General features: G+C 66.4%; 21 protein-coding genes and 1 pseudogene. 8 read left to right on the forward strand and 14 right to left on the reverse strand.

Annotated features, from left to right (window positions below; all coding sequences use genetic code 11):
* Nucleotides 1-55 precede the first annotated feature (55 nt).
* Entirely contained in the window at nucleotides 56-3,562 is a 3,507-nt protein-coding gene (gene dnaE, locus L8F96_RS01795; RefSeq protein ID WP_334654768.1) for a DNA polymerase III subunit alpha, read from the reverse strand.
* A 95-nt stretch (nucleotides 3,563-3,657) separates the two neighbouring features.
* Between dnaE and L8F96_RS01800 the strand changes: the two genes are divergently transcribed.
* Nucleotides 3,658-4,239: an HdeD family acid-resistance protein gene (locus L8F96_RS01800; protein ID WP_046407614.1), complete on the forward strand. Its 582-nt coding sequence runs from the start codon at nucleotides 3,658-3,660 to the stop codon at nucleotides 4,237-4,239.
* A 21-nt stretch (nucleotides 4,240-4,260) separates the two neighbouring features.
* On the opposite strand, the gene L8F96_RS01805 is transcribed toward L8F96_RS01800, so the two are convergent.
* From L8F96_RS01805 to L8F96_RS01815, 3 genes are read right to left on the reverse strand one after another with little or no spacing between them, the layout of a single operon-like run.
* The gene (locus L8F96_RS01805) at nucleotides 4,261-4,740 is read right to left on the reverse strand and encodes a glutathione peroxidase (protein ID WP_046407549.1); all 480 of its coding nucleotides are present in this window, start codon (nucleotides 4,738-4,740) and stop codon (nucleotides 4,261-4,263) included.
* Between the two features lie 60 nt (nucleotides 4,741-4,800).
* A complete protein-coding gene (locus L8F96_RS01810) occupies nucleotides 4,801-5,478 on the reverse strand; it encodes an ABC transporter ATP-binding protein (protein ID WP_046407547.1) in 678 nt (225 codons plus the stop codon).
* Nucleotides 5,479-5,485: 7 nt separating this feature from the next.
* Nucleotides 5,486-6,736 (reverse strand): lipoprotein-releasing ABC transporter permease subunit, encoded by a 1,251-nt coding sequence (locus L8F96_RS01815; protein WP_334654772.1) that lies wholly within the window; start codon nucleotides 6,734-6,736, stop codon nucleotides 5,486-5,488.
* Nucleotides 6,737-7,102: 366 nt separating this feature from the next.
* On the opposite strand from L8F96_RS01815, the gene L8F96_RS01820 reads away from it, so the two are divergent.
* The 3 genes from L8F96_RS01820 (at nucleotide 7,103) to ctrA (ending at nucleotide 9,631) form a co-directional block, all read left to right on the forward strand.
* On the forward strand, nucleotides 7,103-7,690 hold the full coding sequence (locus tag L8F96_RS01820) for a cysteine hydrolase family protein (protein WP_046407611.1): 588 nt from the start codon (nucleotides 7,103-7,105) through the stop codon (nucleotides 7,688-7,690).
* A gap of 52 nt (nucleotides 7,691-7,742) precedes the next feature.
* Nucleotides 7,743-8,837, forward strand: coding sequence for an AI-2E family transporter (locus tag L8F96_RS01825; protein WP_046407546.1), 1,095 nt, complete (start codon nucleotides 7,743-7,745; stop codon nucleotides 8,835-8,837).
* A 95-nt stretch (nucleotides 8,838-8,932) separates the two neighbouring features.
* Nucleotides 8,933-9,631: a response regulator transcription factor CtrA gene (gene ctrA / locus L8F96_RS01830; RefSeq protein ID WP_046407544.1), complete on the forward strand. Its 699-nt coding sequence runs from the start codon at nucleotides 8,933-8,935 to the stop codon at nucleotides 9,629-9,631.
* Between the two features lie 69 nt (nucleotides 9,632-9,700).
* On the opposite strand, the gene L8F96_RS01835 is transcribed toward ctrA, so the two are convergent.
* Nucleotides 9,701-10,885, reverse strand: a complete 1,185-nt coding sequence (locus L8F96_RS01835) for a glycosyltransferase (protein WP_334654776.1) — start codon at nucleotides 10,883-10,885, stop codon at nucleotides 9,701-9,703.
* 282 nt (nucleotides 10,886-11,167) lie between these two features.
* On the opposite strand from L8F96_RS01835, the gene L8F96_RS01840 reads away from it, so the two are divergent.
* A complete protein-coding gene (locus tag L8F96_RS01840) occupies nucleotides 11,168-12,013 on the forward strand; it encodes a cation diffusion facilitator family transporter (RefSeq protein WP_417158939.1) in 846 nt (281 codons plus the stop codon).
* Between the two features lie 36 nt (nucleotides 12,014-12,049).
* On the opposite strand, the gene L8F96_RS01845 is transcribed toward L8F96_RS01840, so the two are convergent.
* A complete protein-coding gene (locus tag L8F96_RS01845) occupies nucleotides 12,050-13,060 on the reverse strand; it encodes a polyprenyl synthetase family protein (protein WP_334654779.1) in 1,011 nt (336 codons plus the stop codon).
* A gap of 66 nt (nucleotides 13,061-13,126) precedes the next feature.
* Here L8F96_RS01845 and L8F96_RS01850 point away from each other — a divergent pair, with 66 nt between their 5' ends.
* On the forward strand, nucleotides 13,127-13,405 hold the full coding sequence (locus tag L8F96_RS01850; protein ID WP_046407539.1) for a chorismate mutase: 279 nt from the start codon (nucleotides 13,127-13,129) through the stop codon (nucleotides 13,403-13,405).
* Between the two features lie 18 nt (nucleotides 13,406-13,423).
* On the opposite strand, the gene L8F96_RS01855 is transcribed toward L8F96_RS01850, so the two are convergent.
* The 6 genes from L8F96_RS01855 to L8F96_RS01880 all read right to left on the reverse strand — a co-directional run bounded on the left by L8F96_RS01855 (nucleotide 13,424) and on the right by L8F96_RS01880 (nucleotide 18,396).
* Nucleotides 13,424-13,963 (reverse strand): thermonuclease family protein, encoded by a 540-nt coding sequence (locus L8F96_RS01855; RefSeq protein ID WP_334654783.1) that lies wholly within the window; start codon nucleotides 13,961-13,963, stop codon nucleotides 13,424-13,426.
* Nucleotides 13,964-14,066: 103 nt separating this feature from the next.
* Nucleotides 14,067-14,858 carry an enoyl-CoA hydratase/isomerase family protein gene (locus L8F96_RS01860; protein WP_145118656.1) on the reverse strand — a complete coding sequence of 264 codons (792 nt, stop codon included), beginning with the start codon at nucleotides 14,856-14,858 and terminating at the stop codon, nucleotides 14,067-14,069.
* Between the two features lie 13 nt (nucleotides 14,859-14,871).
* Nucleotides 14,872-15,807, reverse strand: coding sequence for an NAD(P)H-dependent flavin oxidoreductase (locus L8F96_RS01865; protein WP_046407536.1), 936 nt, complete (start codon nucleotides 15,805-15,807; stop codon nucleotides 14,872-14,874).
* Between the two features lie 68 nt (nucleotides 15,808-15,875).
* Nucleotides 15,876-16,859, reverse strand: coding sequence for a DUF2891 domain-containing protein (locus L8F96_RS01870; RefSeq protein ID WP_334654786.1), 984 nt, complete (start codon nucleotides 16,857-16,859; stop codon nucleotides 15,876-15,878).
* On the reverse strand, nucleotides 16,856-17,758 hold the full coding sequence (locus L8F96_RS01875) for a DUF979 domain-containing protein (protein ID WP_334654788.1): 903 nt from the start codon (nucleotides 17,756-17,758) through the stop codon (nucleotides 16,856-16,858). Before L8F96_RS01875 ends, L8F96_RS01870 begins: the two co-directional genes overlap by 4 nt.
* Complete coding sequence (locus L8F96_RS01880) at nucleotides 17,755-18,396, reverse strand: DUF969 domain-containing protein (RefSeq protein WP_334654791.1); 642 nt, start codon at nucleotides 18,394-18,396, stop codon at nucleotides 17,755-17,757. The genes L8F96_RS01875 and L8F96_RS01880 overlap by 4 nt, the downstream gene beginning before the upstream one ends.
* Nucleotides 18,397-18,620: 224 nt before the next feature.
* On the opposite strand from L8F96_RS01880, the pseudogene L8F96_RS01885 reads away from it, so the two are divergent.
* Nucleotides 18,621-18,997: pseudogene (locus tag L8F96_RS01885) on the forward strand (DMT family transporter).
* Between the two features lie 587 nt (nucleotides 18,998-19,584).
* Here the strand turns inward: L8F96_RS01885 and L8F96_RS01890 are convergent.
* Both L8F96_RS01890 and L8F96_RS01895 read right to left on the reverse strand, forming a co-directional pair.
* The gene (locus L8F96_RS01890; protein ID WP_334654793.1) at nucleotides 19,585-20,523 is read right to left on the reverse strand and encodes an alpha/beta hydrolase; all 939 of its coding nucleotides are present in this window, start codon (nucleotides 20,521-20,523) and stop codon (nucleotides 19,585-19,587) included.
* A 28-nt stretch (nucleotides 20,524-20,551) separates the two neighbouring features.
* A complete protein-coding gene (locus L8F96_RS01895; protein WP_334654794.1) occupies nucleotides 20,552-22,075 on the reverse strand; it encodes a fumarate hydratase in 1,524 nt (507 codons plus the stop codon).
* 101 nt (nucleotides 22,076-22,176) lie between these two features.
* Between L8F96_RS01895 and L8F96_RS01900 the strand changes: the two genes are divergently transcribed.
* Entirely contained in the window at nucleotides 22,177-24,816 is a 2,640-nt protein-coding gene (locus L8F96_RS01900) for an EAL domain-containing protein (RefSeq protein ID WP_334654795.1), read from the forward strand.
* Nucleotides 24,817-25,009 lie beyond the last annotated feature (193 nt).

The following is a 25,009-nucleotide window of genomic DNA, read 5'->3' on the forward strand; positions in this document are numbered from 1 at the left end:
CCCTCCCCTGGCAGTTCCCCGCCGCCAGCGGCGAGGAGGAGCGCGGGGAGGGACATCAGCCGACCAGCGAGAGCCGGGTTTCGGATTGGCGCAATGTCACGGTGCTGACGCCTGGCAGTTCCTCGATCCTGTGCACCAGTTCAAGATCGAGAAGAAAGTCCCGCCCGAGCAGCACCGTCGCCTCGCCACTGACCGCAGCCTCGCCGACGGGCGCGCGCAGGAGCACTTCGCCGCGGGCGCCGCGTTGATGTTCCAGCACGGCGGCCAAGGCGGGCAAGGCAGCCGCGGAGGTTACCGCAACTTCAACGACAAACCGGGCCTGCGAAGCGAGCGTCTCGAATGGCTGCAGCCGCTTCACCGTCACCCGCGGTGTTTCCTCGCCCGGTCGCCGGTCAAGCTCGACCGTGGCAAGGCCACAGCCCCCCGCCCGCGCTGCCTCTTCAAGATCGGCCGCCACCGCATCGTCGAAGCAGGTCGCAACGAACTGGCCGCTCTGGTCGCTCAGCGTCGCCATCAGATAGCGCTTCCCGCGCGCCGACGTTCGCCACCGCGCGTCCTCGACCAGTACCGCCATGGTCGCGCCCGCGCGGGTGCCATCATCCGGGATCGCCAGTTCCGCCAGCGCGGTATAGAGCCGCGCACCGTGCGATTTCGCCAGATGGGCGTGCCGGTCGACGGGATGCGCCGAGAAGTAGAAGCCGAACGCTTCCTTCTCCTGCTCCATCCGTTCCGACATGCTCCAGCGGGCTGACGTGGGCAGCTTGATCGCATCTCCGGCAGGCTCGGCATCGCCGAACAACCCACCCTGCCCGCTGATCCGCGCGTCGTGGGTGCGCGCCGCGACCGCAAGGATCGTCTCCGCAACCGCGTGAACACCGGCACGGTTGGGTTCGATCGCGTCAAACGCGCCCGCGGCGGCGAGCGTTTCCAGCTGCCGCTTGTTGATCAGCCGCGGATCGACGCGGTGCGCCAGGTCGTCCAGCCGGGTGAACGCGCCGCCCGCATCACGCTCCGCGACCAGTCGCTCCATCGCGCCTTCGCCAACGGATTTCAGCGCGGCGAGCGCGTAGCGCACCGCCGGCCCATCCTCATCCACCTCCACGTCGAAGTCCGCCTGACTGTGGTTGATGTCAGGCGGCAGCACCCTCACCTGCATCCGGCGCATATCGTCACAGAAGATCGCCAGCTTGTCGGTCTGATGAATGTCATACGCCATCGACGCGGCGAAGAATTCGTGCGGGTAATGCGCCTTCAGCCACGCCGTCTGGTACGCGAGCAGCGCATAGGCCGCCGCGTGGCTCTTGTTGAAGCCATAGCCGGCGAACTTGTCGATCAAGTCAAACAGGGCGTTCGCGCGGTCAGCGAGGATCTGGTTGTGGTTGGCGCAGCCTTCGACGAAGGTCGCGCGCTGGGCGTCCATCTCCGCCTTGATCTTCTTGCCCATCGCGCGGCGCAGCAGATCGGCGCCGCCGAGCGAGTAACCGGCCAGCACCTGCGCGGCCTGCATCACCTGTTCCTGATAGACGAAGATCCCGTAGGTTTCGGCCAGGATCGGCTCCAGCAGCGGATGCGGATAATCGATCGCCTCCGTGCCCTGCTTGCGCCGGCCGAAGGACGGGATGTTGTCCATCGGCCCCGGGCGGTAGAGCGATACGAGCGCGATGATGTCGCCGAAGTTCGTCGGTCGGACGGCCGACAGCGTGCGCCGCATCCCTTCCGATTCCAGCTGGAACACACCGACGGTGTCGCCCTTCTGCAGCAGCGCGTAGACCGCCTCGTCATCCCAGGACAGCGCATCCAGATCGACATGGATGCCGCGCTTCTGAAGCAATTGCACCGCGCGCTTCAGCACCGACAAGGTCTTCAGGCCTAGGAAGTCGAACTTCACCAGTCCCGCGCCCTCGACATATTTCATGTCGAACTGGGTGACTGGCATGTCCGATCGCGGATCGCGGTAGAGCGGCACCAGCTGCGAGAGGGGGCGGTCGCCGATCACCACACCCGCGGCGTGCGTCGACGAATGTCGCGGCAAGCCTTCAAGCTGCATCGCCAAGTCGAGGAGGTGCCGGACCTGATTGTCGTTGGCATATTCCCGGTGCAGTTCCGCCACCCCGTCGATCGCCCGCTTCAGCGTCCAGGGATCGGTCGGATGGTTGGGGACCAGCTTGGCGAGGCGATCGACCTGGCCATAGCTCATCTGCAGCACGCGGCCGGTGTCCTTTAGCACGGCGCGGGCCTTCAGCTTACCGAAGGTGATGATCTGCGCCACCTGATCGCGGCCGTACTTCTCCTGCACGTACCGGATTACTTCGCCGCGCCGCGTTTCGCAGAAGTCGATGTCGAAGTCCGGCATCGAGACGCGTTCCGGGTTGAGGAAACGTTCGAACAGCAGCCCGAGCTGAAGCGGATCAAGATCGGTGATCGTCAGCGCCCAGGCGACGACCGAGCCTGCGCCCGAACCACGCCCCGGACCCACAGGAATGTCGTTCGACTTTGCCCATTGGATGAAGTCGGCAACGATCAGGAAGTAGCCCGGAAACCCCATCTGGATGATGACGTCGAGCTCGAAGTCGAGCCGCTTGCGGTAATTCTCCTGCCACCCGTCCTCGAGCGGTTCGGTAGCCAGTTCCGCGATGCGCTTCAGGCGCGCGTCGAGGCCGGCGTGCGACCGTTCGCGTAGCATCGCTGCCTCGCCCTCGCGGTCGCCGGCGAGGCTGGGGAGGATCGGCTTGCGCTTGGGCGCCGCGACGGCGCAGCGCTGCGCCACCACCAGCGTATTTGCGATCGCCTCGGGCAGATCGGCGAACAGCGCCTTCATCTCCTCCGCCGGCTTCATCCAGGCGTCGGGCGAACTGCGCGGGCGATCCTCGCTTTCGACATAGGTCGAATTGGCGATGCACAGCATGGCGTCATGCGCTGGCCCGAAACCCTGCTCGGCGAAGCAGCATGGGTTGGTGGCGACGAGTGGCAGGTCCTTGTCATAGGCAAGGTCGATCAGCGCCGCCTCGGCGCGCTCCTCCACCTCATTGCCGCGCCGGCTGATCTCGACATACAGCCGGTCGCCGAACAGCGCGGCCAGCCGCTCGGCGTAGGCGAGTGCACGTGCCGGCTGATCCTCGGCGAACAGCCGCGCCAGCGTTCCCTCGCCGCCAGCGGTCAGCGCGACCAGGCCGTCGGTGAAGCGCGCGAGCGTCGCCAGGTCGACGTGCGGCGCCAGATCGATCGGGCGATCGAGGTGCGCGCGGCTCACAAGTTCACAAAGATTGTCGTAACCGCGCTCGTTTTGGGCATAGAGCGCCAGCCAGTCGACCATCGGCGCCACGCCCTCCGGCAGGTCCGGGCGCGCCACGCCTAGCATGGTGCCGATGACCGGCTGCACGCCCTCTCCAAAGGCCGCGTCGGAAAAGGCCATCGCCGCGTACAGCCCGTTGCGATCGGTGAGCGCGGCGGCAGGGAAGCCGCGCTTGGCCGCCCGCTTGGCAATTTCCTTCGGCTCGATCGCCCCGTCGAGCATGGTGTAGGAGGAGAAGATGCGAAGCGGAACGAACCCGGAATGCGGCATCGCCTGAGGCTACCGTAATTGTCCTGATTCGACCAGCGGAACCGCAGATGGCACTGTGCGCTTTCATCGACGCGCAGGATCAGGAGCATCCAGCCATGACCGACACTCGGCAACGCGAAACGTTCCTTGGCAACACTGGCAGAGTGGGGGGCGGCTGGGGCTGGCTCGTCGCCTATGGCGTAGTGTCGACCCTGCTTGGCATTTCCGCCCTTGTCTGGCCCTTCCCGGCGACACTCGCCGCGACGATGGTGATCGCCTTCGCCTTCATCGTCTCGGGCGTGTTCTCGCTGATTGCCGGCATACGCGGCACGGGATCGGACAGCCGGGTCTATTCGATCCTGCTGGGCCTGCTGTCGCTCGTCGCAGGCGGGATCATGGTGGTGCAGCCGCTGACGGGCGCCATTTCACTGACCGTGGTGGTCGCCGCCTGGCTGATGGTGCGCGGCGTGATGGAGATCGTGTTCGGCGTTCGCGTGCGGCGGCAACGCTGGCTGATGATCGCGCTGGGGATCGTCAACATCCTGCTGGCCATGCTGATCGTGGCGACGGTGCCCATGTCGGCGCTGACGCTGCCCGGGTTCATCCTGGGGATCAGCTTCCTGCTCGGTGGGATCACCGCGATCATGGCCGGCATCGATCACCGCAGCAACGCGTCGGCCTTCACCTTTCCCGGGTAAAGAGCCGAGCGAAGCGCCGCGTCAGAGCAGCTTTTCGATATCGCGCCGAATGTCCTCCGGCTTGGTGGTGGGCGCATAACGATGCACCACCGCCCCGTCGCGATCGACCAGGAACTTGGTGAAATTCCACTTGATCGCCTTGGAGCCGAGCACGCCGGGCGCCTCCGCCTTCAGCCGCTCGAACAGGGGATCGGCGTTGGGGCCGTTGACCTCGATCTTCGCGAACACGGGGAAGGTCACGTCATAGGTGAGTGAGCAGAAGTTGGCGATCTCCGCGGCATCGCCCGGCTCCTGCGCGCCGAACTGGTTGCAGGGAAAGGCCAGCACCTCGAACCCGCGCGCCGCATAGTCGCGATGCAGCGCCTCCAGCCCCTCATATTGCGGGGTGAAGCCGCATTTGGAGGCCGTGTTGACGATCAGCAGCACCTTGCCACGGTAATCGGCCAGCGACGCCATGCCACCCTCAGCGGTCTTCACCTCGAAATCGGTGATCGCAGTCATCAGCCCCACTCCCTGTTCACCGCCGGTTTGCCCGGGCAGCGTCTCTCAATACGGCGCGACTCAAGCAGGCTCGATCACCCCTTCGTGCAGCCGCACGACACGGTCCATCCGGCCGGCCAGCCGTTCATTATGGGTCGCAATCAGCGCCGCCGATCCTTCCTCGCGAACCAGCCGCAGGAATTCGCCCAGCACGCGATCGGCGGTATGTTCGTCGAGATTGCCGGTCGGCTCGTCAGCGAGGATCAGCGCCGGGCGGTTGGCCAGCGCGCGCGCCACCGCGACGCGCTGCTGCTCGCCGCCCGACAATTGGCTGGGACGGTGCGTCAGGCGGTGGCCGAGCCCCAGCGCGGTCAGCAGCGCAGCGGCACGATCGTTCGCAGCCTCCGTCGTGGCACCATGGATAAGCTGCGGCAGGACGACATTCTCGACCGCGTTGAAATCGGGCAGCAGGTGATGGAACTGGTAGACGAAGCCCAGCCGGTCGCGCCGCACCTGCGTGCGCCCGTTGGCGTCGAGCCGTGCGGCCTCCTCGCCGGCAATGCGGATCGACCCGTCGAAGCCACCCTCGAGCAGTCCGACCGCCTGCAGCAGCGTGGACTTGCCCGAACCGGAGGGCCCGAGCAGCGCGACGATCTCCCCCGGCGCGACCGCCAGGTTGACGCCGCGAAGCACCTCGATCGTCTCACCGCCCTGGGTGAAGCTGCGCGACAGCCCCTCGGTTTGCAGAACGGCGGTCATCGGCCCATCATTCATAACGCAGCACCTGGACAGGATCGGTGCTTGCCGCCTTGTACGCTGGATAGACGGTGGCAAGCAGCGTCATCAGCGCCGTGATCAGCACGATGGCGACAATCTCCACCGGGTCGGGCTTTGACGGCAATTCGGTAAGGTAGCGGATCGATGGATCCCACAATTCCTGGCCCGTGACGAACTGCACGAAATTCACCACCGCCTGGCGATAGAACAGGAACAACGCGCCCAGGATCAGGCCCGCGATGATGCCAAGCGCACCGATCGTCACGCCCACGGTCATGAAGATGCGCATCATCGCGCCGCGTGTCGCGCCCATCGTGCGCAGGATGGCAATGTCGCGGGTCTTCGCGCGCACCAGCATGATCAGCGAGGAGGCGATGTTGAACGCCGCGACCAGGATGATGATGCACAGCACCACGAACATCGCGATCCGCTCCACCGCCAGCGCCTCGAACAATTGGGCATTCATCTGGCGCCAATCGCTGATCACGGCGAAGCGGCTGACCTTCTCCGCCAGCGGCGCCAGGATCTGCCCGACCCGATCGGCGTCGACCGTTTCCAGCTCGATCATCCCCACCGCGTCGCCGAGCAGCAGCAGCGTCTGCGCATCATCCATCGGCATGATCACATAGGCCTTGTCGAAATCGTACACGCCGATCTCGAACACGGCCGACACCGTATAATTGACGTAGCGCGGCACCGTGCCGAACGGGGTTGTCTGGCCCGCCGGGTTGATCAGCGTGATCTCCGACCCCACCGTGGCGCCGAGCGATTCCGCCAGCCGCGATCCGATCGCGACGCGCCCCGCACCAGGCGTGAGCGAGCTGAGCGTGCCCGTGATGACCTTGCTGCCGATCGTCGTGTTGGAGCGGATGTCCTGAACGCGCATCCCGCGTACCAGGACAGCCTCGACGCGCCCGTTATAGGTCGACATCAACGGCTGCTCGACCAGCGGCACGGCGCTGACGATCCCTGGGGTCGCATCAGCCTCCCGGATGACCTCCCGCCAGTCGGTCAATCGTCCGCCGACGCCCTGCACCACCGCATGGCCGTTCAAGCCGACAATCTTGTCGAAAAGTTCGGCCCGAAAGCCATTCATGACGCTCATCACGATCACGAGCGCCGCGACACCCAGCATCACCGCGCCGAGGCTGAACCCAGCCACGAGGACAATGAAGCGTTCACCGCGCCCGGGAAGCAGATAGCGCCGCGCGATCATTCGTTCGTAGCGCGACAGGATCATGTCCCGCGCTGTATCGGCGCGGGCCGGCACTGGCAATGTTGCTGTTGCGGAATCATCACACGCCCCGATCAATCTGTTTAGCTGCGGTTCATTTTCGTGGACGCGCCACCAAGGAGCACGTAGCAACGAGCCACTGGCACACAGGCAAAGGCCGTGGTTCGGGGAAGCTTTCTGCCCCGCCTCCCAGTTGAGGCGCGCGGGCGGTAGCACAAGGGGGCTGACGAGCAATCGTCACGCAGGCGCCCGGATCGGAAACGATCCGGGCGTTTTCCTTTTGGGAGATCCGCGCGTGATCGCTGCAGATAAAATCAACTTATCCTGATCTATATCGTTGTTCGCCATGGTACCGCGGTTACGGTGAACGACATGAGCAGCAACGCCGCCATCCTGGCCATCGACCTACTGAATACCTTTGATTTCAATGGCGGAGACGCCCTGAAGCACGCTGTTGCCGCAATGATGGAACCGGTTACCTCGCTTCGACGCCAGGCGGCCGAAGCAAAGGTCCCCGTCATCTTCGTCAATGACAATTATGGCCGCTGGCACGATGAACCGCATCAACTGATCGCGCATGTCGCGGACAGCAAGGGCGGCGACCTGCTCGACCAGTTGAGGCCGCAACCCGACGATTACTTCGTCATCAAGCCCGAATCCTCCGGCTTTTACGCCACCACGCTGCCCGCCCTGCTGCCGCGGCTGGGCGTGTCGCGGCTCGTCCTGATCGGCGTGGCGGCGGATATCTGCGTCCTTTTCACCGCCGCCGACGCGCACATGCGCGAATATGACCTGTGGGTTCCGCGCAACGCGGTCGCCTCGCAGCATGAGAAGCGCGCGCATTGGGCGCTGGAGATGATGGAAAACGGGATGAGCGCCGAGACTCGCCCCACCAGCGAACTGTCGCTCGCGCAATGGCTTGCCAGCGAACCCAAGGTGCAGCCGGGCGGTCGCCGCTGACCAATCGGGCCGGCTGGCGGAACCGGGCCGCTGCTGCCAGACTTTGCAGTGCATGAGCCGGCTATCCCCCGATGACGACGACGCGCGTTTCATTCGCCGCCTGTTCCTGACGCTTGGCGTCATAGCGCTGGCAGCCACGCTGTACTTCATCGGGGATCTGCTGATCCTCGCCTTTGGATCGGTCCTCGGCGCGATCGTCATTCACGCGATCGCCGAGATCTACAATGAACGGCTACGCGTACCGGCCCGGCCCGCCCTGGTCGCTGCGATCCTCACCGTGCTGGCGCTGATCGTCTTTCTGGGCTGGCTGTTCGGGGTGGAGTTCCGCACGCAGGTCAACGTGCTGGTGACCCGCCTGCCCGGCATCCTGGACGAGATCGGTGATCAGCTGTCGATTTCGCCAGTCGGGGCCAAGGTGGTGGACGCGGTGCGCGCCGCCTTTGCGGGCAGCCGCGTGGCGCAGGACATCGGTGGCCTTGCCGAAGGGGCGGGCCAACTGGCGATCAACGCGCTCCTGGTCCTGGTCGGCGCGATCTTCTTCGCGGTCGATCCCAAGGTGTACGAGCGCGGCTTTCTGCTGCTGATGCCGCCCTCCAAGCGCGCCGTCGTGGAGGACGCGCTGGGCGACACGGCATCGACGCTGCGCCTGTGGCTGCGCGCGCAACTGATCCAGATGACGAGCATGGGGGTGCTCGTCGGGCTCGGCCTGTGGTGGCTGGAGGTGCCGTCCGCCGCGGCGCTGGGGCTGTTGTCGGGGCTGAGCGAGTTTATCCCCTATGTCGGCCCGGTGGCGGCGATGATCCCGGCGCTCGGCCTGGCGGCGACCCAGTCGGTCAGCCATGTGCTTTGGGCACTGGGTGTCTTTGCCGCAGTGCGGGTGATCCAGACCAACTTCATCACCCCCTTTGTCACCAGCCGCGTGGTGGCCATCCCTCCGGCGATTACCTTGTTCTCGGTGCTGGCGATCGGGGCGGTGTTCGGATTGTTCGGCCTGTTCTTTTCGGCCGCGCTGCTGGTCGTGATCTATACGTTGATCCGCAGCCTCTATCTGCGCGACACACTGGGCGAGGACATCCCCCGCAGCCGGCATCGCACCTTGTTCGATTCAGCCGGCAATGAACGCGACTCGCCGGAAAAGCTGGATTAATGTCTTATTTACCTTTTGCGTTCAGATGTTGAATGGTTAATGGATCGCTTGGGGTGTGTCGCTTCGCCACACGCTCGCAAACGGGGGAATGACGTATGCGCGTGCTGTTGATCGAGGACGAGCCGACGACCGCCAAGGCCATCGATCTGATGCTCTCTGCCGAGGGGTTCAACGTCTATTCGACGGATCTGGGCGAAGAGGGCTTGGACCTCGGAAAGCTCTACGATTACGACATCATCCTGCTCGACCTGAACCTGCCGGACATGCACGGCTACGACGTGCTGAAAAAGCTGCGCGTGGCGCGGGTGTCGACGCCGGTGCTGATCCTGTCGGGCGTGAACGAGATGGATTCCAAGATCCGCAGCTTCGGCTTCGGTGCGGATGACTATGTGACCAAGCCGTTCCACCGCGAGGAACTGGTGGCGCGCATCCATGCCGTGATCCGCCGCTCCAAGGGCCATTCGCAGTCGGTGATCAAGACCGGCAAGCTGTCGGTGAACCTCGATGCCAAGACCGTCGAGGTCGACGGCGCGCGCGTCCACCTGACGGGCAAGGAATATGCGATGCTGGAGCTGCTGTCGCTCCGCAAGGGCACCACGCTGACCAAGGAGATGTTCCTCAACCATCTCTATGGCGGCATGGACGAGCCCGAACTCAAGATCATCGACGTCTTCATCTGCAAGCTGCGCAAGAAGCTCAGCATGGCGTGCGAGGGCGAAAATTACATCGAAACCGTCTGGGGCCGCGGCTACGTGCTGCGCGAACTGGACGAGGTGCCCGCCAAGGTCGCCTGACGCTTCCCATTCGTGGGGAAAGAGGCCGCGGCGTCGGGGGGCGCCGCGGCTTTTCTTTTGGCTCGCCCGTCAGCCCGCCTGCTCGCGCGGCTTTGCCACCAGCCGCAGCAGGTGATCGCGCAATGCAGCCGTGTTCGCCGCCCATGTGAACCGCGCCGCATGAGCGCGCACCTCGTCCGCTGGCAGGGATGCGGCGAGAAGATCGTTGATCCCTTTCGCAAATGCCGCCGGCGTTCGCGCGACGACCCGCCCGGCGCTGGCGGCCGTCACCACCTCACCCGCGCCGCCGGCGGCCGTGATCACGATCGGCGTACCGCAGGCCAGCGCCTCCACCCAGGCATTGGCCAATCCTTCCGACGAAGAAGCGAGCGCCATGACGTCCGCCGCCGCGATCAGCGCGGGCAGATCGGCGTGCGGCACCGATCCCAGCAGGCGCACGCGAGCGGCAACACCCGCGTGGCGGGCGACCTCCTCGAGCGCGGCATGCTCCGGCCCCGACCCGGCGATCAACAGCGTTGCGCCCGGCACATGCTGCATCGCCTCCACGACGATGTCATGCCCCTTGCGCGGGATCAGCGCGCCGACCGAGATGATGAGCGGCCCATCGACGCCGATGCTTGCCTTCGCCGCTGCCCGGTCGACCGGCGCAAACCGTTCGAGATCAACCCCGGTATGATGCACGCGGATCCGGTCCCCCGGCATGCCGAGCGCGACCATGTCGTCGCGCATCGCGCCAGATACCGCGAGCAGCCCGTCCGCCCCCTGCCCGGCGGCCAGCACCGAAGCGCGGGTGGCAGGCTGAGTCCCCCAGAAGTGAATGTCCGCGCCGCGCGCCTTGATCGACACGGGCACGTCATACCGCCGCCCCATCGCGAGCGCGGCAGGCCCGTCGGGGAAGAAGAAGGAAGCATCGATCACGTCGAACGGGAAGTCGCGCCGCATGTCGTCGAGCAACGGCGCCAGTGCCCGAATTAACGCCGCAACATGGAAGCGTCCCTTCGTCCCCGGCCATGTCGTGAAGTGCGGCCGCACGACGTGCAGGCCCTTCCACGTCTCCGCGCGCGGAAGCGACGCCAGTGCGCGATAATGTCGATGGCGGCGCAGCGGCCACGGCGGCAGGCCGACGGGCGCGACGACCCGCACCATCACATCCTCTGCGGCGGCCAGCCCCAGCGTCTGGCGTTCCACGAACACGCCGAAATTGGGTCGTGTCTCATCGGGGAACAGGCTGGACAGGGTCAGGACACGAAGCATCGCGCTGGTTGTACAGTCTATATGTTAAGGCGGCGTGGGCAATCGTGCACTGCGCCTGTTCTGGTCACGTCCGGGAGCCACTGCTAGATTGGCACCATGGGTCACGCGCATCATCACGGCCACGCACACGCGCGCGGCCACGGTTCCGCCGCCGCTGGCTCTCATGATGATGGGCATGGGCATGGGCATGGGCACGGGCACGCTCATGACCACGGGCACGCTCATGGCCATGGTCACCATCATCACCCCGCCCCTCCCGCCTCCTGGGACCGGGCGTTCGCGATCGGAATCGGGCTCAACCTGGTCTATGTCGTGGCGGAGGCAGGCGCCGGGCTGTGGACGGGCTCGGTCGCACTGCTGGCGGACGCCGGGCATAATCTGTCGGATGTTCTAGGCCTCGCCGTGGCCTGGGCGGGTGCGGCGCTGGCTCGTACCCCGCCATCGAAGCGATTCACCTATGGGCTGAAGGGATCGACGATCCTCGCCGCCCTCGCCAACGCATTGCTGCTGCTCGTCGCGCTCGGCGCGATCGTGCTGGAGGCGGCGCAGCGCTTTGCGGATCCCGCCCCCGTACCGGGCCTGACGGTTTCGGCAGTGGCGGCGGTCGGCATCCTGATCAATGGCCTGACCGCCTGGCTGTTCGCGCGCGGGCGCAAGGGCGACGTCAACATTCGTGGCGCCTACCTCCACATGCTCGCCGATGCGGCGGTATCGGCCGGCGTGGTGGTCGCGGGGATCGGCATCTGGCTGTCCGGCTTCGGCTGGATCGATCCGATCGTCAGCATCGTCATCGCTGCGCTGATCTTCTGGCAGACCTGGGGCCTGCTGCGCGAAACGGTGGAGATGAGCCTCGCCGCGGTGCCGCGCGCGATCGATTATGACCGGGTGCAGGCCGCGCTGGCCGAACTGCCGGGCGTGTCCCAGGTGCATGACCTGCATATCTGGCCCATGTCGACGACCGAGCCGGTCCTGACGGCGCATCTGCTGATGCCGGCTGGCCATCCAGGCGACGCCTTCCTCGCGGAGGCGCAGGACATGCTGCACGATCGGTTCAACATCGGCCATGCGACGTTGCAGGTCGAAACCGGAGAGAACCCCTGCATGCTGGAGCCGCACGGGTCGGTCTGATCGCCAGCGGGGCGCAGACCCCGCCGACGCCATCGATCAATAGGCCCGCGCCACCGCGAATTCGACCGCCTCGATCATCGCGTCCTTCGCCGCGCCGGCCGGGAACGGGGCGATCGCGTCGATCGCCTGCTGCCCGTAATGGCGCGCGCGTGCCATGGTATCGGCCACCGAGTGGCTCGACTGGACCAGTCCGATCGCCTGGGCGAAATCCTCGTCGCTGTCGCGGCGCCCTTCGACCGCGTCCTTCCAGAAGGCGCGCTGCTCCGCGTCGCCACGCGCATAGGCGAGGATGACCGGCAAGGTCATCTTGCCCTCGCGGAAGTCGTCGCCCGCGTCCTTGCCCATGGTCCCCGCGTCCGACGTATAGTCGATCGCGTCGTCGACCAGCTGGAACGCGATTCCGAGGTTGCGGCCATAAGCGTCGAGCGCCGTTTCCTCCGCTTCGGGCCGATCAGCGACGACTGCGGCGATACGGCAGGCCGCGGCGAACAGCGCCGCCGTCTTGGCGTTGATGATCTCGAGATAACGGTCCTCGGCGAGATCGACGCGGCGCGCGGCGGTCAGCTGATTGACCTCACCCTCGGCAATCACGGCGCTGGCGTTGGACAGGATCTTCAGCGCGCGCAGGCTGCCCGATTCCACCATCAGCTCAAACGAGCGGGAGAACAGGAAATCGCCGACCAGCACGCTCGCCGGATTGCCCCAGATCGTGTTCGCCGTGCGCTTGCCCCGGCGAAGGTCGGACCCGTCGACGACGTCGTCGTGCAGCAGCGTCGCGGTGTGGATGAACTCCACCGCGGCGGCGAGCCCGTGATGCCTGCTTCCCGAATAGCCGACGAGCCGCGCGCTCGCGAGCGTCAGCATCGGGCGCATCCGTTTGCCCCCACCGGCGATCAAATGACCGGCGAGTTCGGGAATCAACGGAATCTCTGACGTCATCCGGTTGCGGATCGCGTCATTCACGCGAAGCATGTCTTCCGCGACGAGGTGAATCATCGGGTCTAGCGACGGCTGGGTGCCGGCAAGGCGTTGGACGGTGGCGCTCATCTGCGACAGCCTCTACGGACGCGCGGGCAAGGCCGCAACTGCGGGGAACGCCATGGGAGGGCGCGAATGACGGACGAAGTGCTGAGAGGTTATCGTAAAAGCATCGACAATATCGATGCGGCGCTCGTCTGCCTGCTCGCCGAGCGGTTCAAGGTGACGCAAGCGGTGGGCCGTCACAAGGCGGAGGCGGGGCTGCCCCCGGCTGATCCGGGTCGCGAGGAAGCGCAGATCGCCCGACTCCGCGCGCTGGCGGAGGAAGCCGAGCTGGACCCCGAGTTCAGCGAGAAGTTCCTGCGCTTCATCATCGACGAGGTGATCCGCCACCACGAGCGGCTGCGCGGCTGAGCCTCTGGGCGCAACCGATCAGCTGCACCAGGGGCGGCGGCGTCCTTCCCACGGGCGCGCCAGCCCCTCAGCGATCAGCGTGTCGCCCAGCGACTGGCCGTCACGCGTGACGATCGCAAGGCGGCGACCGTAACGATCAGTCGGGCGATCGGCGTCAGCCAGCGTGACGGGGCCGGTGTTGAGCAGTTCCTGCAATCGTCGTGTTGCCTGCTCGCCGAGCGCCGCCTCCTCGGCACAGCGCGGCGGGTGCGTTTCGGGCGTGTCGATATCGGCAAGGCGCACCTTTTCGCCGCCGATCCAGATGGTGTCCCCATCCACGACGCAATTCTCGCCGCCGCCGCGATGGCAGAGCGAAAAGTGGCGAATCGCTGATGTGTTAGCGGTGGCCGGCATGCCGGGCTCGGGAACGAACCAGACGCCGGTGGCAAGGCCAGTGGCGATCGCGAGGACAAGTGCGGCCGCAAACGGCAGCTTCCGCCGTCGGCGCGGCGCGGGCCAGAAGGAAATCGGCTTGGCGGCGCGGCGCGTGGTGCGATGGAAGGAACGATCGTGGCGCATACGGGCGCTCGTGCCCGCCGATGGTAAGCGATCGATCAATCATCATCGTTAATGCGGGCGATCGGCGCCGCGGGATGATGACCGCGGCGCCGCGCCCGGGGCGTTACTTGCCGGTGAACTTTGCCGGACGCTTTTCGAGGAAGCTTGCCATGCCCTCGCGGAAATCCTGACTCTGGAACAGCGGCAGCAGCTGCAGATATACGTGCTGCACATGGGTATCGAAGGTTTCCTCCATCCCCATGCGCATCAGTCGCTTGGCGCCCTGCACCGCCATCGGCGCGTTGGCGGCGATCTCCAGCGCCAGCTCGCGCGCGCGCGTGGCGACCTGATCGGCCGGCACGACTTCGTTGACGAGCCGCTCCTTGAGGCAATCCTCCGCCGACAGCGTGCGGCCGGTAAAGACGATCTCAGCCGCCTTGGCCCAGCCGATCATGCGCGGCAGGAACCAGGTGCCGCCCGATTCGGGGAGGACACCGCGCTTCACGAACGCCGCGGCGAGCTTTGCCTCCGACGCCATGACGCGGATGTCGCAGCCGAGCGCCAGGTCCATACCATAGCCGGCGGCCGAACCGTTGAGCGCGGCGATCACCGGCTTGTCGAGCGCGTGGAGCACGGTCGGCGGCGTGTTGCGGAGGTCGATCGTCGCGCCGAAGGTGGCCGACGATGAACCGATCCCCTCCCCCTTCGATGCCGCGTTGAGATCGAGCCCAGCGCAGAAGGCGCGCCCCGTGCCGGTCAGCACGATCACCCGCACCTCGCGATCCTCGCCCGCCTTCACCAGCAAGCGGGTGAGTTCGTCCAGCATCGGGCCGGAGATGGTGTTCATCCGCTCCGGGCGGTTCAGCGTCAGCGTGGCGACGCCTTCGGACACTTCATAGGTTACGTCTTCGCTCATTCTTCCTCTCCCCTCACGCGGACCGCGGCAGGCGCGCGACCGTCGCTTCATATTCCGCCATCGTCTCGTCGAAGATCTGCGCGACCGGCTTCACCTCGCGGATGCGGCCCGCCACTTGGCCGGTGAGCGCGATGCCCGCCTCCAGGTCGCCGCCGAAATAGACCGCCTGGGTGTCGGCGAATTCGCCGAAGATGTTGGGCGTCCCTTCCTTCTCGATCCGGGTCGTGCGCTCGGTACGCAATGCGCGGAGCGCTGGGCCCGGGCCGCTGCGGTTGAGGAACACGGTGTCGGTCGAGTCCGCCTCGACGATCGCCGTCTTCCAATTCTCGTGCACCGGGCTTTCGGCGGAGGAGAGGATGCGCGTGCCCATCAGCACGCCCTCCGCGCCGAGCGCGAAGGCGGCGGCCATGGTGCGGCCATCCATGATCCCGCCCGCGGCGACGACCGGCACGTCGACGGCCTCGACCACCTGCGGCACCAGCACCATGGTGGAAACGTCCTTCGGGTTCTTGAACCCGCCGCCCTCGCCACCCTCTACGATCAGGCCGTCGACGCCGGCCTCGACCGCGCGGAGCGCACCGGCGAGGTTGGGCACGACGTGGAACACGGTGAGTCCCGCCGCCTTCAGCATGGCGGTATATTTCATCGGGTCCCCGGCGGAGGTGGTGACGAAGCGGATGCCCTGATCGATCACGAACTGGATGATGCCCGGATCGCGCACGAAGGCCTGGGCGACGTTCACGCCGAACGGCTTGTCGGTCAGCTGCCGCATCTTGAGGATCTCGTCGCGCACAGCATCGAGCTCACCCGACGACGTCTCGATGATCCCCATGCCGCCGGCGTTCGACACGGCCGACGACAGGTGTGACCGCGCGATCCAACCCATCGCCGCCTGGATGATCGGCTTCTCGATCCCGAGCATCTCGGTGACGCGCGTCTTCAGCGCCATTTCCCTCTCCCGCTTACAACGATTCGAAGATCGGGTTCGCACGAGCGGCGCCTTGGCGCCAGCCCCTTTCAAATAGTGAGTGCGAGAAGCGCGAATGTCGCCAACCAGTGCGTGCCCATGTAATCGTCGGCAAGGTGCGGCAGGCTGGCGGCAAGATGATCGTCCGCCGCGGCGCGCGCCACCGGCGCGATGGGATGAGCCGGCAGCGCGGCTGCGATCGAGCGCCAACACCATGCGCGACTGAGGTTCAGCCCGTCGAGATGCGCGATCTTCCCGTCGCTGCGATCCGAGACCATCGCGGGCGTGAACAGGCTCTGCGGGCGACCGGCGACGGCATCCGGCAGGAAGACGTCGAACCAGCCGGCGAAGCCGTCACCCAGCACGCGGCTCATCAGCAATGCCTCGCAAAGGGCCGAGGACAGGAACTCGTCCCCGCCCGGCTCCCATGCCTGGCAGCCGCGATCCTCGCCGAACCAGTCGCGGGCGCGCATGTCGATCAGCGTCACCAGCGCGGGATCATGGTCGAGCGCCCAATCGCGCGCGAGCGTCAGCGCGAAGGCGGTGTTGAAATGGGTACCGACGCGGATCGGGTAAGTGAGCTTGGGCAGATGCTGGTGGAAGCGCTCCGCAAAGGCGCGCGCCAGCGGCTCCAGCCCTCCGCCCCAGGCCGCGTCATGCCGCACCGCTTCGCCGTGCAGCGCCAGCGCCCAGGCCCAGCCGTACGGCCGCTCGAAACCGGCGGCGTACGGCCGCGTGAGCACCGCCAGTTCGCCGGCCACCTTGTCGGGCACCAGCATCTCCTCCGCGCGGCGGCGGATCTCCAGCGCCTCGGGCAGATCGGGGAACAGCCGAGCGATCGTCAGCAACTGCCACCAGCCGTGGACGCAGCTGTGCCAATCGAAACTGCCGTGGAAGATCGGGTGGATTTCATGCGGCTCGCGCAGGTCCTCCGGCCCGGTCAGCACCTGATCGAGCTTGAAGGGATAACGCTGCCCGACATGGCCCAGCGTGAGCCGGGCGAAGCCGGCGGCGATATCGGGCGTCAGGGTCATGCAACGATCCACCAAAGTAACAGGATATTGAACACGAGCAGCGGCAGCGCCGTCGGCACCTGCGCACGGATCACGCCGTTGCGATCCTTCAGCTCGAGCAGCGCGGCGGGGACGAGATTGAAGTTCGCCGCCATCGGCGTCATCAACGTGCCGCAGAAGCCCGCGAGCATGCCGACCGCCGCAACCGGTGCGGGATCGGCGCCATAGGCCTGGATCAGGAGCGGGATGCCGACCGCCGCGGCCATCACCGGGAAGGCGGCAAAGGCATTGCCCATCACCATCGTGAACAGCGCCATGCCGAGCCCGAAGGCGAGCACCGCGCCAAGCACGCTGCCGGTGGGTATGGCGACGCCGATGAGCCGGCCGACCACCTCGCCGACACCCGCCAGCGCAAACACAGCGCCGAGGCTCGCGAGCATCTGCGGCAGCACCGCGGCCCAGCCGATATCGTCCATCAAAGCACGGCCAGCGCGGAACGGCTCGCCGGGCGCCGGCCGGAGCCAGGCGTAGCAAAGTGCGAGCGCCAGCAGCACGCCCGCCGCCAGCGCCACCAAGGTCGCCTGCCGGCCGTCGAACACTGCGGGGAATTGCTTGAACACGAAGGTGCCGATCAGCGCCGTCGCCGGGATCACCAATGCGGGCACGAACACCATCGCGCCGCGCGCTGCTGGCTCGCCCGTCGGCACGCGCCGCTTCATCCGCCCGCTCGCGGCGATCGCCACCAGCGCCAGGACAAGCACGCCATTGCCAATGTCGCCCAGCCAGTCGCCGACGAGGAAGCTCGTCGCCACCAGTGCGTAGAAGCCGGCATTGGCCCAGCGGCGCTCGCTGAATGAGAGGATGGCGAAGGCGAGGAACGTCAGCCCGGCGACGAGATAGACGAAGTTCAGCCCCATCATGCGCGCCGCGCCTTGCGATCGAGCAGCCAAAGCCGCGTGCCGTGGATAGCGAAGGCGGCAATCGCGGTGGGGATCGCCCAGACGGACATGTGCAGCGGCTCGACGAAGATGCCGTACCCTTCCAGTACGCCCTTCATCAGCAGGATCGATCCGATCGCGATGAAGATATCCTCGCCGAAGAACAGCCCGATATTGTCGGTGGCGGCGGCCATCGCCTTCACCTTTTCGGGATCATGCGCCTCCCCTGCCGCAGCCTCCGCCATCGGGGCGATCAGCGGGCGAACAGTCTGCGCCGGTCCCGCCACGGAGGTCAGGCCAAGCGCGGCAGTGATCTGGCGGAAGGCGAGATAGGCCATCAGCAGCCGCCCGGTCGTCAGCCCCTTCAGCCCGCCGACCAGCGAACGGGCCCGCGCCTGCAGGCCGTTGCGTTCCAGAAGGCCGATTACGGGGAGCACGATATAGATGGCGGTGACGTAGCGCGTGTCGTTGAACGCCTTGCCGAACGCGGCGAGGATGGCGACCGGATCCATCCCCGCGGCGAGCCCCGTAACGAGCGCGGAGGCAGCGATCACCAGCATCGGGTTGAAGCGCAAGAGAAAGCCAAGCGCGATGATCGCGATGCCGGCAAGGACGAGCATCAGTTGACCCCCCGCGCATCACTCCGCCGCCGCCCCGGGCGCCGCCATGTCATGGAAACCATCCGCCGATCTGTGCGGCAGCGGCGAGGTTGGGACAAGCCCGAAGCGGCGAAGTGGTTGGGCGCGGTTGGTGCGTAGCGATTAGATGCCGCAGTGCTTTATAACCGTCACCGCTCGTGACAGCGGACTGACCGAAAACGCCCAACAACAGCCGCTGCGCGCGGATGCAGCGGCTTCGCTATTTTACCATACCCGGTGCTACTGGACTGCGCTTGAACTATGTCATGCTCGCAATCGCGATTCTTGCTGAGGTGTGCGCCACCACGGCGATGAAGCAGTCGAACGGCTTCACTCGCTTGCCTTGGGCAGCCGTGACTGTGATCGGCTACGGAATTGCATTCTACTTCCTTTCGCTGACCCTCCGGACCATCCCGACAGGGTGGCATATGCAATTCGGTCGGGTGTCGGCATCGTTCTCATTTCAGCCGCTGCATGGGCGTTCCAAGGGCAGAAGCTAGACGCTGCTGCCGTGATTGGAATGGGGCTGATCGTGGCTGGCGTTGTAGTTATGAACGCCTTTTCGAACGCCTCGGCCCACTGACGGGCAGGCTGCTTTCCACCCAATCTAGGCCGTTCTAATGCGGTCAGGCGATTCCGAGAGCGGACAGGCACGAAGCGCCCCAATTGCGAACGTTGAGGGTGCCAGTATGCTTCGATCGATGGCACCAAAGATCCTCGCACCTGCTCTGTTGGGGCTGGTATCAATGACGTTAAGCAGTCGAGCTGAGGCCATCACAAACGATTACGGCTCGTCGCTTCGGCTTGACGCTTCCGGGCCGATGTCGCCCGGTGAAGTGGCAGCGTGTTTGGGGAAGCGTTCCGGTGTCGGATTGGCAGTCGCCAACCCTGTCCGTGGGCGACGACGATCATTTCTCAGCCTGTTTGTTCGAGCAGGTCGCCTCGATCCAGACAAGCCCTTGGTTAACGAGGTTCGGTTCCTGACGGTGATCCTGACTCCAAAGGGCGCTGGCACCCGCGCGCGCCTGTATCTTCGGTCGTCCTATCGACTACGATCAACAGACGGTTCGATCCTCTTCCGATGCCTAAGGCAGGCATGATTGCTCTTGTCAGCCAACGTCCGCTTCCCACGCGAAGCGGACCTTCACTGTCGGCGCCGAGGCCCCGAAGCTAGCGTCTGAACGCCCGGCACAGCGCAGCGATGCGGGATTGGTTCGCTTCGCGCGTGATCGCTGCGTCGGGGGCGCCGTCGAAGCCGTGAATGGCGCCGGGCCAGATGTGGAATTCGGTCGGCATGCCAGCGGCGAGGAGGCGCTGGGCGTAGGCGATGTTCTCGTCGCGGAAGAGATCGAGGCTGCCGGTCGCGATATAGGTGGGCGGCAGGCCGGTGAGGTCCTCCGCGCGCGCCGCGGCGGCATAGGGTGAGACGCCCTCCCCGCCCGGCGCTTGGCCAAGCATCGCCTCCCAGCCAAAGCGGTTGCTCTCTCGGTTCCAGATGAACTCGCCGGTCAGCGGATCGCCTTCAGCGACCCCGGTACGGTCGTCGATCATTGGGTACAGGAGATGCTGGAAGGCGAGACGATAGGCGCCGCGGTCGCGGGCGAGCAGCGCGAGCGCGGCGGCGAGCCCGCCGCCAGCGCTTTCGCCCATCACGCCGATCCGCGCCGGGTCGATCCCGAGCCGCTCTGCATTGGCGAAGGTCCAGGCGAGGCCGGCGTAGCAATCCTCGATCGGTCCGGGGAACGGCGTCTCCGGCGCGAGGCGATAGTCGACCGAGACGATGACGCAACCGAGCGCGGCGACCATCGGGCGCAGCCGCGCGGCGCTGCCCTCCGGCGTGCCGAGCACGAAGCCGCCGCCGTGCATGTGGCAGATGCCGCCGGCGTCCTGCACCGGCTCGGCCGGGTGGAAGATGACGAGGCCGAGATCCGGAGCGCCGGCCGGGCCGGGCACGCTGATCCGCTCCATCACCACGCCGTCATCGTCGGCGGGCGGCAGCGGGGCGGGCCAGCTGCGCGCCTGCTCCAGCACCTCCGCCGACATGGTCACGGCCGGCCACAGGTCGAGCAGCGGCAACAGTTCGGGATCGACCAGATGCCGCGTGCTCATGACGCCGTCTCCTGTAGCTGCTCCGTCCTTATGCCGGCTGAAGCAGGCCTTCGCGGGCGATCTTCTCGCGCCACACGAGTGGGGCGAGCTGGTGGACGTTGTTGCCTTCGCTGTCGACCGCGACGGTGACCGGGAAGTCCTCCACCTCGAACTCGTAGATCGCCTCCATCCCGAGATCCTCGAAGCCGACCACCTTCGATCCCTTGATCGCGCGCGCGACGAGATAGGCCGCACCGCCGACCGCCATCAGATAGGCGCTCTGGGCATCCTTGATCGCATCGGTCGCCGCGGGGCCGCGCTCGGCCTTGCCGACCATCGCGAGCAGGCCCTGGTCGAGCATCATGCGCGTGAACTTGTCCATGCGCGTGGCGGTGGTGGGGCCGGCCGGGCCGACCACTTCCTCGCCAACCGGATCGACCGGGCCGACGTAATAGATCACGCGGCCCTTGAACTCGACCGGCAGCTCCTCGCCCGCATCGAGCATGTCCTTGATCCGCTTGTGCGCGGCGTCACGCCCGGTCAGCATCTTGCCGTTCAGCAGCAGGCGGTCGCCCTGCTTCCACGAGCGAACCATCTCGGGCGTCAGCGTGTCGAGATCGACGCGGATCGCGGCCTTGTCCGGCGTCCAGTTCACCTTGGGCCACTCATCGAGCTTCGGCGTCTTGAGATACGCCGGGCCGCTGCCGTCGAGCGTGAAATGCGCGTGGCGGGTGGCGGCGCAGTTCGGGATCATCGCCACCGGCTTGCCCGCGGCATGGCACGGCGCGTCCAGGATCTTCACGTCGAGGATGGTCGACAGCCCGCCGAGGCCCTGCGCCCCGATGCCGAGCGCGTTGACCTTGTCGAAGATCTCGATGCGCAGCGCCTCGATATCGTTCTTCGGGCCCCGCGCCTTCAGCGGGCCCATATCGATCGGCTCCATCAGCGCCTTCTTGGCGAGGAGCACGCAATGTTCCGCCGTGCCGCCAATCCCGATGCCGAGCATGCCGGGCGGGCACCAGCCGGCGCCCATCTGCGGCAGCATTTCCAGCACCCAGTCGACGATCGAGTCGCTGGGGTTCATCATCTTGAACTTGGACTTGTTTTCGCTGCCGCCGCCCTTCGCCGCGACGTCGACCGAGACCTTGCTGCCCGGCACCATCTCGACATGCAGCACGCAGGGCGTGTTGTCCTTGGTGTTGCGGCGCGTGAAGGCGGGATCGGCGAGGACCGAGGCGCGCAGCTTGTTCTCCGGGTTCAGATATGCCCGGCGCACACCCTCATCGATGATTTCCTGCATCGAGCGATTGGTGTCGTCGATGCGGCAATCCATGCCCCATTTGACGAACACGTTGACGATGCCAGTGTCCTGGCAGATCGGCCGGTGGCCTTCCGCGCACATGCGGCTGTTGGTCAGGATCTGCGCGATCGCGTCCTTCGCGGCAGGGCCCTGCTCCGCCTCATAGGCGTCGCCCAAGGCGCGGATGTAATCCATCGGGTGATAGTAACTGATGAACTGGAGCGCATCGGCAACGCTCTCGATCAGGTCTGCGGCGCGGATCGTCGTGGTCATGACGCGCTGCACTATGGCCTCAGAATGCGCCGCGCAACGGGGCGTGAGGGCACCACAAGCCATAAACGTTTTGCCAATCCTCTCCCGCTAGGGTCGGCGGAATGGGATTCGTACGCCGTTCACCGCGCCCGCTCGCGCCGGAGCAGCCCCGCCTCGTTGAGGCGCTGGGGCTTGTCGCCACCGGCCATGACGCGATCAACGAGGCGACCGAAAAACGGCTCAATGACGTCGCCGCCTTGTGGCCCGTCGTTGCCGCGGTGCTGCTGCTGGGTACGGCCGGGCTGGCGCTGGCGCTTGGCCTGAGCGGCACGGCCACTGCGCGCACCGTGGGGCTGCTGCCGCTGCTCGCGGTCCTGCCGCTGATGATCTGGGGATTGCTTGCCCTCCCCGCCGCCCGGGCGCTGCCGCCGCATCGCCGCGTGACGATCCTGACGACTCTGGTCGCTTTACTGTCCGCGGCGCTGTCGCTGCAGCTTGCGGTGATACAGCATCTGCCCGGCGGATCGCTTCAGGTCACCGCCTTCGTGACCTGCTTCGGCGCGATCATCATGGCGGCGATCGCGCTTCATTCTGTGCGCGTCGCCTCGCTCGCCCTGGCGCTCACGCTGGCGATGCTGGTGCCGGTGAACGCGGGGCTGGGCGCAGCGTCGGCCGCCGCGATCGTGCTCGCCACCTTGTTGCTGGTCGGCGTGTTGCGCATGGCGCGGCGCGATCATCAGGCGCTGGGCACGCGCGAGCAGGAGGAACGTGACCGGGTCCTCGCGGTCCGGCTGATCGCGGAATATGAAAGCCACAGTACGGGCTGGTTCTGGCAGACCGATCGTTATGGCTGTCTGGTTCACCTCAGCGGCAAGCTCGTCAACGAGCTTCAGACGCTTGGCTTCATGCCGCTGGGCCAGCGTTTGGTGGAGGTTTTCCGGGTCGATTCGACCATGGCGGACACCGAGCGGACGCTGACCTTTCACCTGTCGGCGCGCACCAGCTTCTCCGATTATTCGGTGCGCCCCGCGTTCGAGGCGGGCGGCGACCGGTGGTGGTCGATCTCCGGCCGGCCACTGCTGGACGATCTTGGCCGATTTCATGGCTTCATCGGCTTCGGCTCCGACCTCACCGAAAAGCGTCGTGCCGATGCGGAGATCACGCGGCTGGCGCTGTTCGACAGCCTGACCGGCCTCGCCAATCGCCAGCGGATGCGCCTGTCGCTCGATCAGACGCTGGCACCGGTCACGGGCGCACGCAGCACCAACGCGCTGCTGCTGCTCGATCTCGACCGGTTCAAGGCGGTCAACGACACGCTCGGCCACCAGATGGGCGACGAACTGCTGAAACAGGTCGCCCATCGGCTGCAGCAGAGCGTCGGGGACGCGGGCCTCGTCGGGCGCCTCGGCGGCGACGAGTTTCAGGTCGTCCTGCCGCGCGAGGGCAATCGTGAACGTCTGGGCGCGTTGGCGCAGCAGATCATCGCCGCCTTGTCGCAGCCCTATTTCCTGGGCGGCTCGTCGGTGTCGATCGGCTGTTCGATCGGCATCGCGATCGCACCCGAACATGGCAATGACAGCGAGACGCTGATCCGCAATGCCGACCTCGCGCTCTACGCCGCCAAGGCGGACGGCCGCGGCGTTTCGCGCTTCTTCCGCGAGGAGATGCTGGCCGGCGCGCAGAACCGCAAGCGGCTGGAGGACGACCTTCGCCAGGCGCTCGCCAACGACGAATTCCACCTTGTCTATCAGCCCGTCGTGTCGACCAGCAGCGAGCGCGTGGTCGGCTACGAAGCGCTGCTGCGCTGGGTGCATCCGACCCGCGGCGCGGTCAGCCCGGCCGACTTCATCCCGATCGCGGAGGAATGCGGGATGATCGAGGCGATCGGCGAATGGGTCCTGCGCACCGCCTGCGCGGAAGCGGCGCAATGGCCCGATCCGGTCCGCATCGCCGTCAACGTCTCCGCAATCCAGTTCGCCAATCCCGCGCTGCCCGCGATCGTCACCAGCGCGATTGCCTCCTCGGGTCTCGCCGCCAGCCGACTGGAGCTGGAAATCACCGAAAGCGTCTTCCTGACCGACGATTCCTCCTCCAGCCACATGTTCCGGGCGCTGAAGGGGATCGGGGTTCGCCTGGCGCTCGACGATTTCGGCACCGGCTATTCCTCGCTCGGCTATCTGAAGAAGGCGCCGTTCGACAAGATCAAGATCGACCAGAGCTTCGTGCGCGGTGCGATCCAGGCGGGCAACCGCAACGCAGCGATCATCCGCGCGATCGTCACGCTGGCCGAGACGCTGGGGATGGAAACCACCGCCGAGGGCGTCGAGCAGCAGGACGAGATCGCGCTGATCCGCGACCTTGGCTGCAGCCACATCCAGGGCTTCGTCTATGGCCGCCCCGGCCGCGCCGCCGAGATGCTGGCGCTGTTCCGCGAACAGGACGGCGCGGCGCTTGCGGTGGGCCATCGCGTCAGCCGCGCCGCGCGGTCCACCGTGCTGCGATCGGCGCGGCTCGAGGTCGGCGGCGATACCGGCGAGGTGCGGATCCGCAACCTGTCGGCGACCGGGGTGATGATCGACGGCGTCGACTTTCCGGAAGAGGCGGTCGGCGCCGAGGTGCGCATCGAACTGGTCGAGGAGGAAATGTTCCCCGCCGTGATCCGCTGGGTCGACGAGGGCCGCGCCGGGCTCGAATTCACTCGCCATTTCGACATGGAGCGCCTGTCGCCGGCGCAGCCGCGCACGCTGCGCAAGGCGGGCTGAGCGCCGCAGTTCTGCGCTGGTCGGGAGCGCCAGCGACGCGTTAGACCCGCCCCGGCCGCATGTCCGGCGCCGCGCCACAAGCCCGGGAAAATTTTTCCCTGGCGACCTTCAGTCTTGCAATTCGCGAACCCCGCGGAAGTCCACGCGTCGCCGCATGGCGAGGCGACGGAGTGGCGCTCAAATGGCCGCTTCG

It is taken from the genome of Sphingomonas panaciterrae (assembly GCF_036890205.1).
Lineage (GTDB): Bacteria > Pseudomonadota > Alphaproteobacteria > Sphingomonadales > Sphingomonadaceae > Sphingomonas > Sphingomonas panaciterrae.